Below are 16,007 nucleotides of genomic sequence, written 5' to 3' on the forward strand. Positions count from 1 at the left end.
AGTTTATATTGGAAGTATTATTAAAAGTTTATATATGATTTAACTATGGTGAGAGGAGAAAATTATGAAAATATGTAGTGCTTGCAAATCACAAAATTTAAAAGAAATAGAAATTGTGCTAAAAGGGGCTTTTACAGCAGTAGAAATTCCTAAGAAGATAACAATCAATCCGAAAAACTCAAAAATTAGGAAATATATGTGTTTAGATTGTGGATATATAAATCTATATGCAGAAGAATTTGAAAAATTTAAGTAAAGTGGGGATAGCTTTGTATTAAATTAATATAAGGGGGAGATTAAAATTATTAATAAGAGAAAAGACATGATGTCAATAGTAGCGATAGGAGCTTTGATTATTTGTTTTGCTGTAGTAATTGGATTTAATTACAACAAAAAAGGAAGATTTAAAAGTAAAAAAATAGTTGCTAAAATGCTGACAAGTAATAGTTTGGAGTATGCTCCTATGGAGTTTAATGGAAACATATATTTTCCATCAAGATTTAAATTTCCTGAGAAATTAAAATCAGAACCTTTAGGCACTGTAGAACCTAAAAATATGAGCTTTTTTGTTTATTTAATTATGGATCATCAAATAATTGCTGATAAAACAGATTCAAGTAATACTCATGTAAAAACTTTAGGAGACGATTCAAGATTTTATTCAAAAGCAGAGTTTTTAGAAAATCCTAATTTAAGTAATAATATTTTTGAAAAGTATTCTGATTTCGCTTTGTGTGAGGGAGATGAAGGTAAAGAAACAAAGACACAAATTGATAAGGATACTTTAATAAAATTAGAAGAAAAATATGGAGAAGTTAAGTATGATAAGGATGACTTTAATAAAGTTGATAAAATTTATTATATTTATGGAAATTATCTAAATACTCAAGATGCAGAGTTTATAGGTTGTATTTTATCTTATGAAAATAAATTATATTACGGTAATTTAAATAACTCAATGGAAGGCCCTTTATATGAAAAAATAAATTCTATATTAAAGTAATGATTTCATTAATTAATTATTAAAAACATTATAGAAGATTATATATAAATTATAGAAATATATTTTTCAACTATTCACTAAAAGCAATTTAAATATAAAGGTAATTTATTTAATGAGAGAGTAAAAGATAGTTTTTTATCTAATAAAAATGTCTCCTTATTAGTAATAATTAGAATATAAATTATTACTAATAAGGAGATATTATTTTAATAGATATCTTTAATTATAAGCTGATATCTATTAGTTGCAGTGTAAATATAATATTATCTAAAGTAATAGTAAAGAAGTTAAATTACCTGGAATATAAAGAACTTTAAGTAATATGATTCATCTGAATTCCAAAGTATCGGATGATCAGCAGACTGAGTTCTAATTTCTACTTGTCTTAATGTTCTTCTAGCATCGTGAGCTGCTTCTAGAACTGTCTTTTTAAGTTGTTCCTCACTCATATAATGTGAGCAGGAGCATGTTGCAAAGTATCCACCTGACTTAACCATCTTTAATCCTCTAAGATTTATTTCCTTATAACCTCTAATAGCAGATTTAATTGTATTTCTTGATTTTGTAAATGCTGGTGGATCTAATATAACTACATCAAATTGTTTACCTTCTCTTGACCATTCTCCAAGGACATCAAAGGCATTATGACATTCAAACTTAACGGTATCTTGTAGGTTATTAAGTTCAGCATTTCTTCTTGCACAATCGACTGCATGTTGGGATACATCTATACCAAGAACTGACTTAGCTCCAGCAATACCAGCATTTAAAGCAAAGGAACCTGTGTGAGTAAAGCAATCTAAAACCTCTTTATCTTTACAGATTCTATGCATAGCAGCTCTATTTTCTTTTTGGTCTAAGAAGAAACCTGTTTTTTGTCCGTTTTCTAAATCAACTATGTATTTAACTCCATTTTCTACTATTTGAATATTTGTATCAAATGTCTCTGTTAAGAAGCCTTTAGTTTGTTCAAGGCCTTCGATTTCTCTTGTTTTAATATCACTTCTTTCATAAACACCTTTAGCACCATATTCATCAACTAAAATTTTTACTACTATATCTCTATATTGATCCATTCCTAAAGTAGAAATTTGAATTACATAATAATCTTCAAATTTATCTACAGTAAGACCAGGTAAAAAATCAGCTTCTCCAAAGATGAATCTGCAAGATGATGTGTCTATAACTGTTTTTCTATATTCAAAGGCATTGGAGAATCTCTTTTTAAAAAATTCCTCATCTATTTCTTCATTAATATCATTAGTCATTATTCTTATAGTTATTTTACTTCTATCATTTATATAACCTTTGCCAATGAAGAATCCTTTATGGTTATATACTTCAACTATATCTCCATTTTCATAATCTCCATCATATTCATTTATTTCATCAACATATATCCAAGGTCTTCCTTGCTCAGCTCTTTTATTTTTTCCTTTATGTAAATAGAATTTACTTGCCATTAAATTAGCTCCTTTCAGATTAATTCTTATAAGATTATAACATATATATAATTAAAGAAATATTATAAAGTTATAATAAAGTATTACATTTATTTTTATGAATATTAAATATAAATTCAAATTTAAAAGTAAGATAAGTACATCTGAGGTTTAATTTGGTAAATTTATTTGATACAATATACATATAAAAGTTTCTATGTAAAAGGGTAAAAACTACAATTTATATTTATATGAAAATAATCAAATGGTGATTGGGAGAATGAGTATGGAATCAAAAAGACTTAAAGCAACCATAGCAAAATTGTTAGCAATAGCAGTAATTGGGGGTATAGGAATAGGTTATAAGGCTTTTTCTGATAATAGAGTAGAGGAAAAGTTAGCTCTAAGTGCTAAAACTTCCGAAGAAGCTAAAAAGGCTGAGGAAGATAAAAAACTTGAAGAAACAAAAAAAGAAGAGGAAATAAAAAAACTTGAAGATGAAAAAAAGGCAGAAGAAGCAAGAGTAGCTGAAGAGGCAAAAAAAACAGAGGAAGCTAAAATAGCAGAGGAGACCAAGAAGACTGAAGAAGAAGCACAGCAAGCTGAGCAAAAGGTTAATTCACAAGTTCAAACTGTAAATAAGAAAATAAGAGGATTTGTTGACTTAAAGAATGGAAATAAATTTTATAGATACCCATCTGATCCACTATATAATAAGTTATCTAACTTTGGAAGCTATGAAGAATTTTCAACGGAGGCACAAGCAGAGGCAGCAGGTTATCAACTAGCACCAAAAAACACTAGCGTTGCACAAAATGATAAAACTCAAGTAGTAACATCTAATAGTCCAGTTAGGGGATATGAGGATGAAAAATTAGGTGGAAAATTCTACGTGTTTCCAAGAGATAAGGTGTATGACATTATGGGGGCTGAAGGTTATGTACAATTTAACAATGAACAAGAAGCTATAAATGCGGGATATAAGCCAAGGCCTGCACGATAATAAAGGAAAGTGCTATACATATCGAATAATAAAATTCAATATGATACAGCACTTTTTTCTGATAAGCTTTGATTTTAATATTCCTTTATTAGATTGTTTAAATAATCTAATAATTAATTTTTTAAATTATATTTTTCTTTTTTATCAAGGTTAGTTTTCTTTAATAATATATATATTAAACTCATTCATAAATTTATGCCCCTAAGTATGAATATTAAATATAAACACAAATATAATTATAGTATAAAGCAATTATTTGGGGAGATATATATGATATTTAAGGCAATTGTTATACCAACTCCAAGAAGAATAAGAAAGTATATGGAAAATACAATAGATAAATTAACTTGTGAAAGTATAACAAAAGATAATTATAGAAATAAAGAATTAGAACATATTGATATAAGTAAAGATACTTTTAAGAATTGTGGATTATCCGTTAGGATTTTCTAAAGAATAAAAAACCACCTGATTTAATAACAGGTGGTTTTAGGGGAGATATAATCTATATGCTAATATAGTTTGGGGGAACTATATTAGTTATTTTCCAGATGTTTATCAATCAAATTTTGGATTGTAGGGGTACATCTGTAGCCTCTGCATCCACCTGTACAAGCTCCTGTTGCCTTAGAAACTTGTTCTACAGTGTGAGCTCCGGCTTTGATTGCATCTTTTATTTTGGATCTTGGTATTGCCTTGCAAGTACAAACTTTAGTAATCTTATCAAGGACTTGTTCGTTTAAGTTATTTTCCATTTAGTTTTCCTCCTAATATTAATAAGAATTTTACTAAGGAAAATAAAGGGGATAAAAAATAAATTTAATGTTTATTCTTTATGTTTACATTATATATCTGCTTTTGTAGGAAGTCAATACTAATTGATAAAAATTATTAGTTAATTTTTAATATCTAAACAAATAGTTATATTATTATTTTGTGAAAAATAATATAAAATATTCTTCAATATAATCTTTTATATTATTTTACTTTGTAGTAGAATATAATTATTATTAACATAATGATTATATTTATATTATTTTATTAAATATTTAAAAGCTATGATTAGGAGAAGTACTTAGTTAGATACTTTAAGAGAGTGACTGGTTGGTGTAAAGTCATAGAGAAGACTAATGAAAATCACCTAGGAGTTTGAGGCTGAAAGGTTATAAATTACTGATTAAGTTTTTCACGTTAGCCTGCGTTAAAGGATAGAGTATGATTGTACTCGAAATAAAGAGTTTCCAAATATGAATTATATTTATGGGGAACCTCTAACCTTAGGTGGTATAGCGAATTATCTTCGTCCTATTGGGCGAAGTTTTTTTTATATACTTAAATAGTTATATTACCTATTAACAACTAGGTTGTGAATAATTAACTATCTATAGTTAATAATCTAAGATATAACTTAAGAATAGTTTATATTATTTAAGTAAAACCTTAAAGCTTTAGTAGCTTTTAATATAAATTAATCAACAGAAGGGAGTTTATATATGTACAAAAAGGTTGAATTACCAAAGGGTTTTGTTGGTATGGAAAAAGAAGTAGCAGACCTTTGGAAAGAAAATAATGTTATCAAAAAGAATTTTGATATGAATCAAGATGGAGAGTATTTCACATTTTATGATGGTCCTCCAACAGCAAATGGAAGACCTCACGTAGGTCACATTTTAACAAGGGTTATGAAGGATATAATCCCAAGATATAAGGTGATGAAGGGATATAAGGTTATAAGAAAAGCTGGTTGGGATACTCATGGACTTCCAGTTGAACTTGAAATAGAAAAGAAGCTTGGTATTTCAGGAAAAGATCAAATTGAAGATTATGGTGTAGAAAAATTTGTAACAGAATGTAAAGAGTCAGTTTTTACTTACGTTAATATGTGGGAAAAAATGACTGAACAAATTGGATACTGGGTTGATATGGAAGATCCATATGTTACTTATCATAATCCATATATTGAATCAGTTTGGTGGGCTTTAAGTCAAATGTGGAACAAAGGACTTCTATATAAAGGTCATAAGGTTATGCCTTATTGCCCAAGATGTGGAACAGGTCTTTCATCACATGAAGTATCACAAGGATATAAAGATGTTAAGGACTTAACTGCAATAGCTAAATTTAAAGTTGTAGGAGAAGAAAATAAGTATATACTAGCGTGGACGACAACTCCATGGACACTTCCATCAAATTTAGCATTATGCATAAATAAATCATACACTTATATTGAAGCTAAAGTTAATGATGAAATATTAGTAGTGGCTAAAGATTTAGCAGCAAAAGTATTAGGCGAAGATTTTGAAATAATAAAAGAATTTAAAGGCACAGAGTTAATTGGAACTAAATATGAGCAATTACTTCCATTTGGAAAAGTTGAAGGTAAGGCGTTTGAAGTAATTCATGGTGATTACGTAACATTATCAGATGGTACTGGTATAGTTCATATAGCTCCTGCCTATGGTGAAGACGATAGCTTAGTAGCAAAGAAAAATGGAATTGCTTTCATAAACTTAGTTGATGCTAGTGGTAACTTTGTTGAAGAAGTAACTCCTTGGGCTGGTAAGTTTGTTAAGAAGTGTGATGAAAGTATAGTTAAATACTTAGAAGAACATAATCAATTATTTAAAGCAGAAAAGCATACTCACTCATATCCGCATTGTTGGAGATGTGACACACCACTTCTTTACTATCCAAGAGAGAGCTGGTTTGTTGCAATGACAACTTTAAGAGATAAGCTTTTAGAAAATAATAATAAGGTTAATTGGTATCCAGATAACATAAGAACAGGTAGGTTTGGTAAGTTCTTAGAAAATGTTATTGACTGGGGTATTTCTAGAGATAGATACTGGGGAACTCCGCTTCCTATTTGGGAATGTGAATGTGGTCATAAGGAATGTATAGGAAGCATAGAAGATTTAAAGAAAAAAGGAATTAATGTTCCTGAAGATATAGAGCTTCACAAGCCATATATAGACAATATACATTTAAAATGTTCTAAGTGTAATAAAGAGATGACTAGAACAGCTGAAGTTATTGACTGTTGGTTTGATTCAGGTTCAATGCCGTTTGCACAATTACACTATCCATTTGAGAATAAGGAATTATTTGAGAAGAACTTCCCAGCTCAATTTATATCAGAAGCTGTTGACCAAACAAGAGGGTGGTTCTATACATTATTAGCTATTTCAACAGCTATATTTGATACTAATCCTTTTGAAAATTGTATAGTTTTAGGTCACGTTCTAGATAAGAAGGGCTTAAAGATGTCTAAATCAAAGGGAAATGTTGTAGATCCATTTGAAGTATTAGATGCTCAAGGTGCAGATGCAACTAGATGGCATTTCTATACTGCAAGTGCTCCATGGCTTCCAACTAGATTCTCAGTAGATGATGTTTCAGAAGCTCAAAGAAAATTCTTAAGTACATTATGGAATGTATATTCATTCTATGTGTTATATGCTGAGTTAGATCAATTTAATCCATTAAAATATTCTAATTTTGAATCAGAAAATGTAATGGATAAATGGATAATGTCTAAGCTTAATACTTTAATTAAAGATGTAGATGACAACTTAAATTCATACCAAATAACTCCAGCTGCGTTAGCTATCGAAGAGTTTACTGATGAATTATCTAATTGGTATGTAAGAAGAAATAGAGCTAGATATTGGTCAGAAGAATTAACTGATGATAAAATTGGCGCTTATGTAACATTATATAGAGTATTAACTACATTAGTTAAAGTTACATCTCCATTTGTACCATTTATATCAGAAGAGATTTATCAAAACCTAGTAGTTAACTTAGATGAAAATGCTACAGAAAGTGTTCACTTATGTACATGGCCAGAAGTTAAAGAAAATGCTATTGATAAAAATTTAGAAGAAGAAATGAATTTAGCTTACACAATAGTTAAACTTGGAAGAAGTGCTAGAAATGGATCTAATATTAAGAATAGACAGCCACTTTCAAAGATGCTATTATCAACAGATGCTATTCCAGAATATTATGGTGATATTATAAAAGATGAACTTAACATAAAGGCAGTAGAGTTTGGAGCTGACTTATCACAATATGTTAACTTTGAAATTAAGCCTAACTTACCTGTATTAGGAAGAGCTTATGGAAAGCTTATTCCAGGAATAAGAAAAGAAATAGCTTCAAGAAATCAAATGGAGCTTGCTCAAAAGCTTCAAAATGGTGGAACTGAAACTATAGTAGTAGATGGAACGGAAATAGTTTTAAATAGTGAAAGTGTTTTAGTAACAATGCAAGGACTAGAAGGATATGCTTTTGCTGGTGAAGGTCAAATTGGGGTTGTTCTTGACACAACTATTACAGAAGAGCTTAAAGAAGAAGGTCATTTAAGAGAAATAATATCTAAGGTTCAAAATATGAGAAAAGAAAAAGGCTTTGAAGTATCAGATAAGATAAAACTATATATATCAGGAAATGATATGTTATTAGAAGTTGCTAATAAGTATTCTGATATAATTAAAAGAGAAACATTAACTCAAGAGATTATGATAGATGCAGAAGTTGATTATATTGAAACTGTTATAAATGGAGAAAAGCTAAATATGACAGTTGAGGTATTAGGATAAATTATAAAATAGATTAAAAAGTTAGAAGTTTTGGTTAAACTTCTAACTTTTTGACTATATTATAATAAATTTTTATAAAGAAAATCCTTGAATGTTGTATTAATTACCGTTAAAGAGTATAATATATAGTTAGAATAGGGATAAAAGACTATAAAATAAAAATGGAGTGATGTTGGTATGGCTACTTCTATAAAAGATGTTGCTAGAGAAGCGGGTGTTTCTATTGCTACTGTTTCTAGAGTTCTAAATGACATAGATGTTGTAAACGAGGACACAAAAAAGAAGGTTTTAGATGCAATAAAAAAGCTAGGATATAGACCTAATATAGTAGCAAGAAGCTTAAAAACGCAAAAGACAAAAACAGTAGGAATTTTAGTTCCTGATATTTCAAGTGGTTTTTACCCAGAAATAGTTAGAGGAGCTGAAGATGTTGCAAATATTTATGATTACAATGTAATATTATGTAACTCTGATTTTGATGACGAAAAGGAAAAAGAATATTTAAGGGTCCTTAAAGAAAAGATGGTTGATGGAGTTATATATATGAGTTCATCACTACAAGAAGAAACTTTGGATATAATAAATGAGTTAGATTTAACTACAGTTTTAGTTGAAACTAAAGATAAGGAAGAAAGTTTACCTAGCGTAACAATAGATAACGTAAAAGCTATGCAAGAAGCTACGAACTATCTTATTGATAAAGGTTTAAAAAACATAGCATTTGCAGGAGCTAAAAAAGGTAGTATGAACGCTTGGGGAGATAGATACATAGGTTATGAAAATGCCTTAAATGATAGAGGTATTAAATTAGATGATAATCTAGTGTACACAAAAAACTTAAAGGTAGGTACTGGATACGAAGCAGTTGAAAAGTTCGAAAATAGCAAAAAGGAATATAGTGCAGTAGTTTGCGCTTCAGACGAAATTGCTATGGGAGTAATAAATGCATTAAGAGAACGTGGTAAAAAAGTTCCAGAAGATGTAAGCGTTATAGGATTTAATGATAACGCAGTTTCCTCAGTATTTTATCCAAAGATAACAACAATAAAGCAACCTAGTTATGATATGGGATCAGTAGCTATGAGAATGCTTATAAAAATGTTGAATAAAAAGGAACTAGATGAATCACAATTTATTCTTGATTATGAATTAGTTGAAAGAGAAAGTTGTAAATAAAAATAAGATAAAAATGTAGTGGTTTTACCACTACATTTTTATTTTTTCAAATCATATATTGCCAGGAAATAAAAACCATGATATAATAAAAGTAAGTTATTAAACGTTTTCAAATTTCAACTGTGTGTAAGAGAAAATATGAGTGTATGATTTATAAGATTAGAAATGGGTTATCTAATCAATTAAAAATGTGAGTTATGGGTATAAAAATTGACTATATAAAATTAATTTTATATAGTCAATTTTTATTTTATTTTTTAGGAAATTATAAAAAATTTACCCTGTGAATAACTTTTTATAATTTCCTTCATTCAGATTTAAAGTTCACCTATGTAATTTTGCGATGACTTGAAGAGAAGCCACGGAATAAGCAAAATTTACATAGATGAACTTTTTTATTATAAACTTTATAGAATTCCTTCAGTTTTTAGTATTTCTTCTAATTCTTGAACCTTTTCTGTTAGCGTAACAAATTTTTCTTTTAATACATCCTTAGGAAGATCGGCGTTATCTATTACACTTACCATATCTTCTACAGTTTTTAGAGCGTCATCAATATCTTTTTGAGCTAATTTTAAGTTTGATTCCTTCATATTTCGTCTCCTTTATGTATATAAACATAATTAGTATTATATATATTTATCCTATCACTAATAAATATTTGATGCAAGGCATATATTGTATAAGTAATTCATAAGGGGTGAAATTTTGATAAATTATATCTGGTTCATAATGATATTTCTGGGAATACTTGTAGGATTATTTACTGGAAATGGGGAGGTAATATCTAAATCAATAATAACTTCAGCAGATTCAACGGTATCTCTTATTGTAGGATTAGTTGGGCTGATGTGTTTTTGGTGCGGAGTTATGAAAGTAGCAGAAAAAAGTGGATTTACTAATAAACTAGCAAAGGTTCTAAGACCAATTTTGAAACTAATATTTAAGGAAGCTGCAAAAGATGAAAAAGCATTAGGAGCTATAGTTATGAATATAACAGCTAATATGATGGGACTTGGCAATGCTGCAACTCCATTTGGAATAAAAGCTATGCAAGAAATGGATAGACTTAATAAAGAGAAAGGAACTGCATCAAATGACATGGCATTATTCTTAGTTTTAAATGCAGCTTGTATACAATTGGTACCTTCAACCATTATATCTATAAGAGCTGCTTGTGGCTCAAGTAATCCAGGGGCAATAATATTACCCGCTATATTAGCAAGTACCACTGCAGCTGTAATGGGAGTTATTTGCTGTAAAATCTTACAGAAGTACTTTTAAAAGGAGTGATTTAGAATGTTTCAGTATTTAACAAAAAGTATCATTCCTATAATAGTTGTAATAATTATTACCTATGGAATGTTTAAAGGACGAAAGGTGTATGAGTGGTTTATAGAAGGGGCAAAAGAAGGATTACAAGTTTGTTTAAACATATTTCCATATTTATTAGCTATGATTATAGCTGTTCATATATTTAGAGAAGCTAAATTGTTAGATATATTAAACAATTTTATATCTCCAATAGGTAGAGTAGTAGGGTTACCTAAAGAAGTAATACCATTAGTTTTAGTAAAACCCTTATCTGGAAGCGGGGCAATGGGTATTTTAACGGATATATTAAAAACATATGGACCTGATACAGCTATAGGTTTAATAGCTTCGGTAATTATGGGCACTACAGAAACTATATTTTATACAATAACAGTTTATTTTGGAGCTGTTCAAATTAAAAAAATTAGACATACATTATGGGCAGCTATATTAGCAGATTTAACGGCAATAATAGCAGCTATTTTTTTAGTAAGCAAATTCATATTATAGAAAATTTATTAAACTAAAATTTACTTTAAAAATTTAACAAATTTTAATAAAGACGTAATAATTTTGTAACTAGTTATATAGTAAAATATCCTATAATAATAGTATAGAAAAAGGGAGGGAAGTGTTTTAGAGATGGAGTGGAATGACAGGTTATTTTTGTCAGACGAAGAAATAAAAGTTTTAGCTATATTTCTAGCATATGGAGTAGGAATTGGAGTATTAGTTGGTTTATTTATAGATAATGTTCAGCTATGCTTTGCTTTGGGGGGAGTTATATCTATATTGATTTCACTTTTGAAAACATTTTTTGTTAGAATAAAGAAATCAAATAAGATTCACATATAAATAACATCACTAATAATATGTATTTTATTTTTAAAAAGTTATATAATTATAAATTATATAACTTTTTAATTTTTATAGGGTAGGTGATTTAGTGGCTTCAGAAAAATTTTATATAGTTAATGGTAAGGTACTACCAGAGGTTTTTAAAAAAGTTTTAGAGGTTAAAGAAAACCTTCTTATTGGAAAGGCAAAAGATATCAGCGAAGCTGTAAAACAAGCAGGAATAAGTAGAAGTACCTTTTATAAATACAAAGATTATATTTTCCCTATGTCAGAGGGGATAAATAGTAAAAAGATAACATTAATTGTCTTATTATCTCATGAAGCTGGAACTTTATCTAAAGTTTTAGATTGTATAGCTTTTAATAAGGGAAATATACTAACAATAAATCAAGATATACCTATAAATATGGCTGCAAATGTAACCATAACATTAGATATATCTAATATGAAAAAAGATTTAAAGCACTTAGTTAATACTTTAAGAGGGTTAGCAAATGTAGTCAGTGTTAAAGTGTTAGCTATGGAATAAATAAGAGGGAGTGAATTTATGAATAAAGAGTTTTATAAGAATAATAGAAATAAGGTTTTAGAAAACATTAAAGATAATTCTTTATTAATATTATTTGCAGGTAATTCGCCAAAGAAAACTGCAGACGAAAAATATCCTTTTACACCAAATAGAAATTTTTATTATTTAACAGGAATAGATGAAGAAAAGCATATTTTAGTTTTATCGAAAATGAATGGAAAAACTAATGAACATCTATTTATAAAAGAGATAAATCCTATTACAGAAAAATGGGAAGGTAAAACTATTAGAAAAGAAGAAGTATTAGATATTTGTGGTATAGAAGATGTTAAGTACTTAGGTGATTTTAACGGGTTTATAGAAAAAATATTAATTAATAAAGAAGAAATAAATATATATTTAGATTTAGAAAAAGATAATCCATCATATAAGTATATAAATGAAATTAAGAAAAAATATTATAATGTAAGTGTTAAAAATGCATATAAGATTATAGGAAATTTAAGACTTATAAAAACTGAAGAAGAAATTAGTAGGATTAAGAAAGCTATAGAAATTACTATAGAAGGTGTAAAAGAATTAATGAAAAATTCTAAGCCGGGCATAAAAGAGTACGAACTTGAAGCTTACTTTGATTTTATTTGTAAGAAAAATGGTGTAAAAGACTTTGCATTTAAAACTATTGCAGCAGCAGGGAAAAATGCAACCGTTTTACATTATGTAAATAACGACTCAGAATTAAGGGATGGGGACTTAATATTATTTGATTTAGGTGCTCAATATAAATATTATAATGGTGATATATCAAGAACCTTCCCTATTAATGGAAAGTTTACTGAAAGACAAAAAGAAGTTTATAATGCAGTTCTTAGAGTAAATGAAAAAGTTATTAAAGAAATGAAGCCAGGAGTTAAATTCATAGATTTAAATAATAAGGCTAAAGAGTGGGTTGCAGAGGAATGTATATCTCTTGGATTAATTTCTAAAAAGGAAGATGTATCTCAATTTTATTATCATAGTATAGGTCATAGCTTGGGTATGGATACTCATGATATAGAGTTAGAAAATAGGGATGTAACCTTTGAAGCTGGAATGGTATATACTGTTGAGCCTGGAATATACATAGAAAATGAAGGTATAGGAATAAGAATAGAAGATGATATTTTAATAACAGATAACGGAAATGAAGTATTAACTAAAGAAATGATCAAGACAGTAGAGGAAATAGAAGAATTTATGGCTAATAGATAAGTTAAAGAGAATTAAGCCTGGGATTAAAGGTTGATTTAACTAGTGAAAAATTGTATAATAATCCTATAAATTAAATATGAATAACGACAAGGGTAGAGGCGCGATAATTAATAGTACTATTAATGAGGTAAGCACTTTGATTTAATAGAAAAGGAATTATCGCCGAAGCGTATGATTAATGCTTTAATATCATATGGCTGGGGTTTCACAAAATATGTGTAACACTGTCACAAACTTAATTTGTGGTGAGCTATCGCTTGAGGATTTTTAACTTTATTTAGAATATTAATTAAAGTGTATCTATAGCCTTGAGTGAGAACTCAAGGCTCTTTTTAATTTCTGCCCTTAAATTATTCATGAAATATATAGGGGGAGCATTATGAATAATAAAAGAAATCTAAGATTAATATTAATGACTATGATGATGATTTTAATGTCAACATCAATAGTTTTCGCAGCAGAGGTAGATCAATCTACATCTAATGCAAATCATTATGGATTATTAACTTTGATACCGCCGGTGGTAGCAATAGTTTTAGCATTTATAACAAAGAATGTTATTATATCTTTGTTTATCGGAACTTTATCAGGTACATTTTTAGTTCAATTAGTTGATAATACTTTTCTTGGAGCAGTTACACAATCTTTTTTAGATTTTGTATCTAGAGTTTTAAACTCATTATCTGATCCATGGAATGCAGGTATAATTCTTCAGGTATTAGTTATAGGGGGAGTTATACACTTAGTTGCTAAAATGGGGGGAGCTAAGGCTGTTGCAGAAGCATTAGCAAGAAGGGCTAAGAATGCTAGAAGCACACAATTAGTTACATTGTTATTAGGGTTAGCTGTATTTTTTGATGACTATGCAAATTCATTAATAGTCGGTCCTATAATGAAGCCAGTATCAGATAAGATGAAAATATCAAGAGAAAGACTAGCCTTTATAATAGATGCAACAGCAGCACCAATAGCAGGCTTAGCTATTGTATCTACTTGGATAGGATTAGAAGTAGGGCTAATAAATGATGCTTTTATAAATGGAATAGGGCAAGAAGTTGATGCTTTTGGAGTGTTTTTACAAACTATACCATATAGATTTTATAATATACTAATATTAGTTTTTGTATTTATTACTTCAGTTTTATTAAAGGATTTTGGTCCTATGTATAAGGCGGAAGTAGAGGCAAGAAAAAGAGGGTTAAACTCTAATGTTGATGAAGTTGCATCAGATTCTAACTTAGATCATTCAGACCTTGAACCAAAAGAAGGTGTAGAGTTAAGTATATGGAATGCTATAATACCAATAGGTGTTTTGGTTATAACTTCATTAATATGTTTCTATTTTAGTGGTTATACAGTAATAATGGGTGGTGAAGATGTTGCCCTTCAAAATATAATGACTAATTCACCAATATCATTTAAGGCTATACAAGAAGCATTTAGTGCATCAGATGCATCAGTAGCATTATTCCAATCAGCATTAATAGCAAGTATAGTATCAATTATAATGGGAGTATCTAAGAAGATATTTACTGTTTCTGAAGCTATAGAAACATGGATAGATGGTATGAAACCATTACTTATAACAGGAGTAATTTTATTATTAGCTTGGTCACTAAGTTCTGTAATAAAGGATTTAGGAACTGCTAAATATCTAGTTTCATTACTTTCAGGATCACTACCAAATTTCTTGCTTCCAAGTTTAATATTTACATTAGGTGCAGTTATTTCTTTTGCAACAGGAACGGCTTATGGAACAATGGGAATACTAATGCCACTTGCAATTCCACTAGCTTATTCAATGAATCCAGATATGAGCTATGTAATAGTTAGTACAAGTGCTGTTTTAACTGGAGCTATTTTTGGAGATCACTGTTCACCAATATCAGATACTACAATACTTTCATCAATGGGAGCAGGTTGTAATCATATTGCTCATGTTAACACTCAAATGTGGTATTCACTATTTATAGCTGCAATTACAATTTTATTTGGATATATTCCAGCGGGTTTTGGATTAGCTTGGTATATTGTACTACCTATATCTATATTAGCAGTATATATAGGAATCCAAATATTAGGTAAGAGTGTAGAAGAAGCAAAATAATAATAAGATATATTTAGGTTATAATTATTAATGGATATTTATATATACTTATAAATATTAAGAGTATGAAAAGAAGCTTTACAAATAAATTTAGTTATTTGTAAAGCTTCTTTTACTTTAAAACAAATGATATTTATTTTAGACTTCCACCATGAAAGTAGAGCTTAAATATTTCAATTCCATTATGTGATATTGATTCAACTCCATTAAAAGAAGCTAAATCACCATCCCAATTGCATTGATATGTAAAATCATCTTCTTTAAAATATTTAGGTCCTCTAAACGGACAATCATCGGATACATTTTTTAAAGATTTCTTTAAAAATTTATTAAATCCTGAAGGTAATTCATCAACAAGAACTTGTCCTTTATAATTCATTCCCCAGGAAACCTTTTCGTTTTCCCAAACTAATTCCTCTCCTATAAATTCTCTATCACCTAGATGGCTATCTAGATAATAGTAATTAAATTTTTTATAGGCATAGTCCTTTGAGTTTGGCCTAGAAGGTGTTTCTTTTTTAGCACCTGAAGCATAAGTATTTTTCTTCGCTTCAATTATAAAGTTTTTAAATTTTAATAAGTCTCCCATGTAAGCTCCCCCTTTTTTATACATCATTTAGATTATATATAAAAAACTTAGGTAAATCAACGAGTTTTCAGAAAATATAATATATTTAGAATTAAGTGAATATATGGAATCTCATAAAGTATATAGGGTAT

The 16,007-nt window shown here is 28.7% G+C and carries 16 protein-coding genes, 1 riboswitch and 1 other annotated feature; of the genes, 12 read left to right on the top strand and 4 right to left on the bottom strand.

Features of this window, described 5'->3' with window-relative positions; genetic code table 11:
• Positions 1–64 precede the first annotated feature (64 nt).
• Both ACH36K_RS02420 and ACH36K_RS02425 read left to right on the top strand, forming a co-directional pair.
• Positions 65–256 carry a hypothetical protein gene (locus tag ACH36K_RS02420; protein ID WP_411169415.1) on the top strand — a complete coding sequence of 64 codons (192 nt, stop codon included), beginning with the start codon at positions 65–67 and terminating at the stop codon, positions 254–256.
• A gap of 69 nt (positions 257–325) precedes the next feature.
• Complete coding sequence (locus ACH36K_RS02425; RefSeq protein WP_411169416.1) at positions 326–1,003, top strand: hypothetical protein; 678 nt, start codon at positions 326–328, stop codon at positions 1,001–1,003.
• A gap of 287 nt (positions 1,004–1,290) precedes the next feature.
• On the opposite strand, the gene ACH36K_RS02430 is transcribed toward ACH36K_RS02425, so the two are convergent.
• Complete coding sequence (locus ACH36K_RS02430) at positions 1,291–2,466, bottom strand: class I SAM-dependent rRNA methyltransferase (RefSeq protein WP_411169417.1); 1,176 nt, start codon at positions 2,464–2,466, stop codon at positions 1,291–1,293.
• A gap of 265 nt (positions 2,467–2,731) precedes the next feature.
• Between ACH36K_RS02430 and ACH36K_RS02435 the strand changes: the two genes are divergently transcribed.
• A complete protein-coding gene (locus tag ACH36K_RS02435; RefSeq protein ID WP_411169418.1) occupies positions 2,732–3,448 on the top strand; it encodes a hypothetical protein in 717 nt (238 codons plus the stop codon).
• 270 nt (positions 3,449–3,718) lie between these two features.
• Complete coding sequence (locus ACH36K_RS02440) at positions 3,719–3,901, top strand: hypothetical protein (protein ID WP_411169419.1); 183 nt, start codon at positions 3,719–3,721, stop codon at positions 3,899–3,901.
• 83 nt (positions 3,902–3,984) lie between these two features.
• Here the strand turns inward: ACH36K_RS02440 and ACH36K_RS02445 are convergent, their stop codons facing one another.
• Positions 3,985–4,203: a (2Fe-2S)-binding protein gene (locus ACH36K_RS02445; protein WP_016206921.1), complete on the bottom strand. Its 219-nt coding sequence runs from the start codon at positions 4,201–4,203 to the stop codon at positions 3,985–3,987.
• Between the two features lie 294 nt (positions 4,204–4,497).
• Positions 4,498–4,759, top strand: a binding site (T-box leader).
• A gap of 182 nt (positions 4,760–4,941) precedes the next feature.
• On the opposite strand from ACH36K_RS02445, the gene ileS reads away from it, so the two are divergent.
• Together ileS and ACH36K_RS02455 are read left to right on the top strand one after the other, a co-directional pair.
• The gene (ileS, locus tag ACH36K_RS02450; RefSeq protein ID WP_411169420.1) at positions 4,942–8,052 is read left to right on the top strand and encodes an isoleucine--tRNA ligase; all 3,111 of its coding nucleotides are present in this window, start codon (positions 4,942–4,944) and stop codon (positions 8,050–8,052) included.
• A 177-nt stretch (positions 8,053–8,229) separates the two neighbouring features.
• On the top strand, positions 8,230–9,228 hold the full coding sequence (locus ACH36K_RS02455) for a LacI family DNA-binding transcriptional regulator (RefSeq protein WP_411169421.1): 999 nt from the start codon (positions 8,230–8,232) through the stop codon (positions 9,226–9,228).
• Between the two features lie 407 nt (positions 9,229–9,635).
• Here the strand turns inward: ACH36K_RS02455 and ACH36K_RS02460 are convergent, their stop codons facing one another.
• Positions 9,636–9,821: a hypothetical protein gene (locus ACH36K_RS02460; RefSeq protein ID WP_411169422.1), complete on the bottom strand. Its 186-nt coding sequence runs from the start codon at positions 9,819–9,821 to the stop codon at positions 9,636–9,638.
• 115 nt (positions 9,822–9,936) lie between these two features.
• On the opposite strand from ACH36K_RS02460, the gene ACH36K_RS02465 reads away from it, so the two are divergent.
• From ACH36K_RS02465 to ACH36K_RS02490, 6 genes are all read left to right on the top strand, one after another.
• Positions 9,937–10,512, top strand: coding sequence for a nucleoside recognition domain-containing protein (locus ACH36K_RS02465; protein WP_411169423.1), 576 nt, complete (start codon positions 9,937–9,939; stop codon positions 10,510–10,512).
• Between the two features lie 15 nt (positions 10,513–10,527).
• The gene (locus ACH36K_RS02470) at positions 10,528–11,052 is read left to right on the top strand and encodes a spore maturation protein (protein WP_411169424.1); all 525 of its coding nucleotides are present in this window, start codon (positions 10,528–10,530) and stop codon (positions 11,050–11,052) included.
• A 132-nt stretch (positions 11,053–11,184) separates the two neighbouring features.
• A complete protein-coding gene (locus tag ACH36K_RS02475; protein WP_411169425.1) occupies positions 11,185–11,397 on the top strand; it encodes a hypothetical protein in 213 nt (70 codons plus the stop codon).
• 91 nt (positions 11,398–11,488) lie between these two features.
• Positions 11,489–11,929: an ACT domain-containing protein gene (locus tag ACH36K_RS02480; RefSeq protein WP_411169426.1), complete on the top strand. Its 441-nt coding sequence runs from the start codon at positions 11,489–11,491 to the stop codon at positions 11,927–11,929.
• An 18-nt stretch (positions 11,930–11,947) separates the two neighbouring features.
• The gene (locus ACH36K_RS02485; protein ID WP_411169427.1) at positions 11,948–13,180 is read left to right on the top strand and encodes an aminopeptidase P family protein; all 1,233 of its coding nucleotides are present in this window, start codon (positions 11,948–11,950) and stop codon (positions 13,178–13,180) included.
• Between the two features lie 85 nt (positions 13,181–13,265).
• A riboswitch (Lysine riboswitch) is annotated at positions 13,266–13,441 on the top strand.
• Between the two features lie 118 nt (positions 13,442–13,559).
• Positions 13,560–15,287, top strand: a complete 1,728-nt coding sequence (locus tag ACH36K_RS02490; RefSeq protein WP_411169428.1) for a Na+/H+ antiporter NhaC family protein — start codon at positions 13,560–13,562, stop codon at positions 15,285–15,287.
• Between the two features lie 133 nt (positions 15,288–15,420).
• Here the strand turns inward: ACH36K_RS02490 and ACH36K_RS02495 are convergent, their stop codons facing one another.
• Entirely contained in the window at positions 15,421–15,876 is a 456-nt protein-coding gene (locus tag ACH36K_RS02495) for a DUF5680 domain-containing protein (protein ID WP_411169429.1), read from the bottom strand.
• Positions 15,877–16,007: the final 131 nt, after the last annotated feature.

It is taken from the genome of Clostridium sp. MB05 (assembly GCF_046581255.1).
Classification (GTDB): domain Bacteria; phylum Bacillota; class Clostridia; order Clostridiales; family Clostridiaceae; genus Clostridium.

Excerpts from the sequence above, each read along its gene's own strand:
- ACH36K_RS02470 (WP_411169424.1), top strand. The coding sequence starts at position 10,528 with ATGTTTCAGTATTTAACAAAAAGTATCATTCCTATAATAGTTGTAATA.
- ACH36K_RS02435 (WP_411169418.1), top strand. The coding sequence starts at position 2,732 with ATGGAATCAAAAAGACTTAAAGCAACCATAGCAAAATTGTTAGCAATA.
- ACH36K_RS02460 (WP_411169422.1), bottom strand. The coding sequence starts at position 9,821 with ATGAAGGAATCAAACTTAAAATTAGCTCAAAAAGATATTGATGACGCT.
- ACH36K_RS02490 (WP_411169428.1), top strand. The coding sequence starts at position 13,560 with ATGAATAATAAAAGAAATCTAAGATTAATATTAATGACTATGATGATG.
- ACH36K_RS02420 (WP_411169415.1), top strand. The coding sequence starts at position 65 with ATGAAAATATGTAGTGCTTGCAAATCACAAAATTTAAAAGAAATAGAA.
- ACH36K_RS02485 (WP_411169427.1), top strand. The coding sequence starts at position 11,948 with ATGAATAAAGAGTTTTATAAGAATAATAGAAATAAGGTTTTAGAAAAC.
- ACH36K_RS02455 (WP_411169421.1), top strand. The coding sequence starts at position 8,230 with ATGGCTACTTCTATAAAAGATGTTGCTAGAGAAGCGGGTGTTTCTATT.
- ACH36K_RS02440 (WP_411169419.1), top strand. The coding sequence starts at position 3,719 with ATGATATTTAAGGCAATTGTTATACCAACTCCAAGAAGAATAAGAAAG.
- ACH36K_RS02495 (WP_411169429.1), bottom strand. The coding sequence starts at position 15,876 with ATGGGAGACTTATTAAAATTTAAAAACTTTATAATTGAAGCGAAGAAA.
- ACH36K_RS02425 (WP_411169416.1), top strand. The coding sequence starts at position 326 with ATGTCAATAGTAGCGATAGGAGCTTTGATTATTTGTTTTGCTGTAGTA.
- ACH36K_RS02430 (WP_411169417.1), bottom strand. The coding sequence starts at position 2,466 with ATGGCAAGTAAATTCTATTTACATAAAGGAAAAAATAAAAGAGCTGAG.
- ACH36K_RS02475 (WP_411169425.1), top strand. The coding sequence starts at position 11,185 with ATGGAGTGGAATGACAGGTTATTTTTGTCAGACGAAGAAATAAAAGTT.
- ACH36K_RS02445 (WP_016206921.1), bottom strand. The coding sequence starts at position 4,203 with ATGGAAAATAACTTAAACGAACAAGTCCTTGATAAGATTACTAAAGTT.
- ileS (WP_411169420.1), top strand. The coding sequence starts at position 4,942 with ATGTACAAAAAGGTTGAATTACCAAAGGGTTTTGTTGGTATGGAAAAA.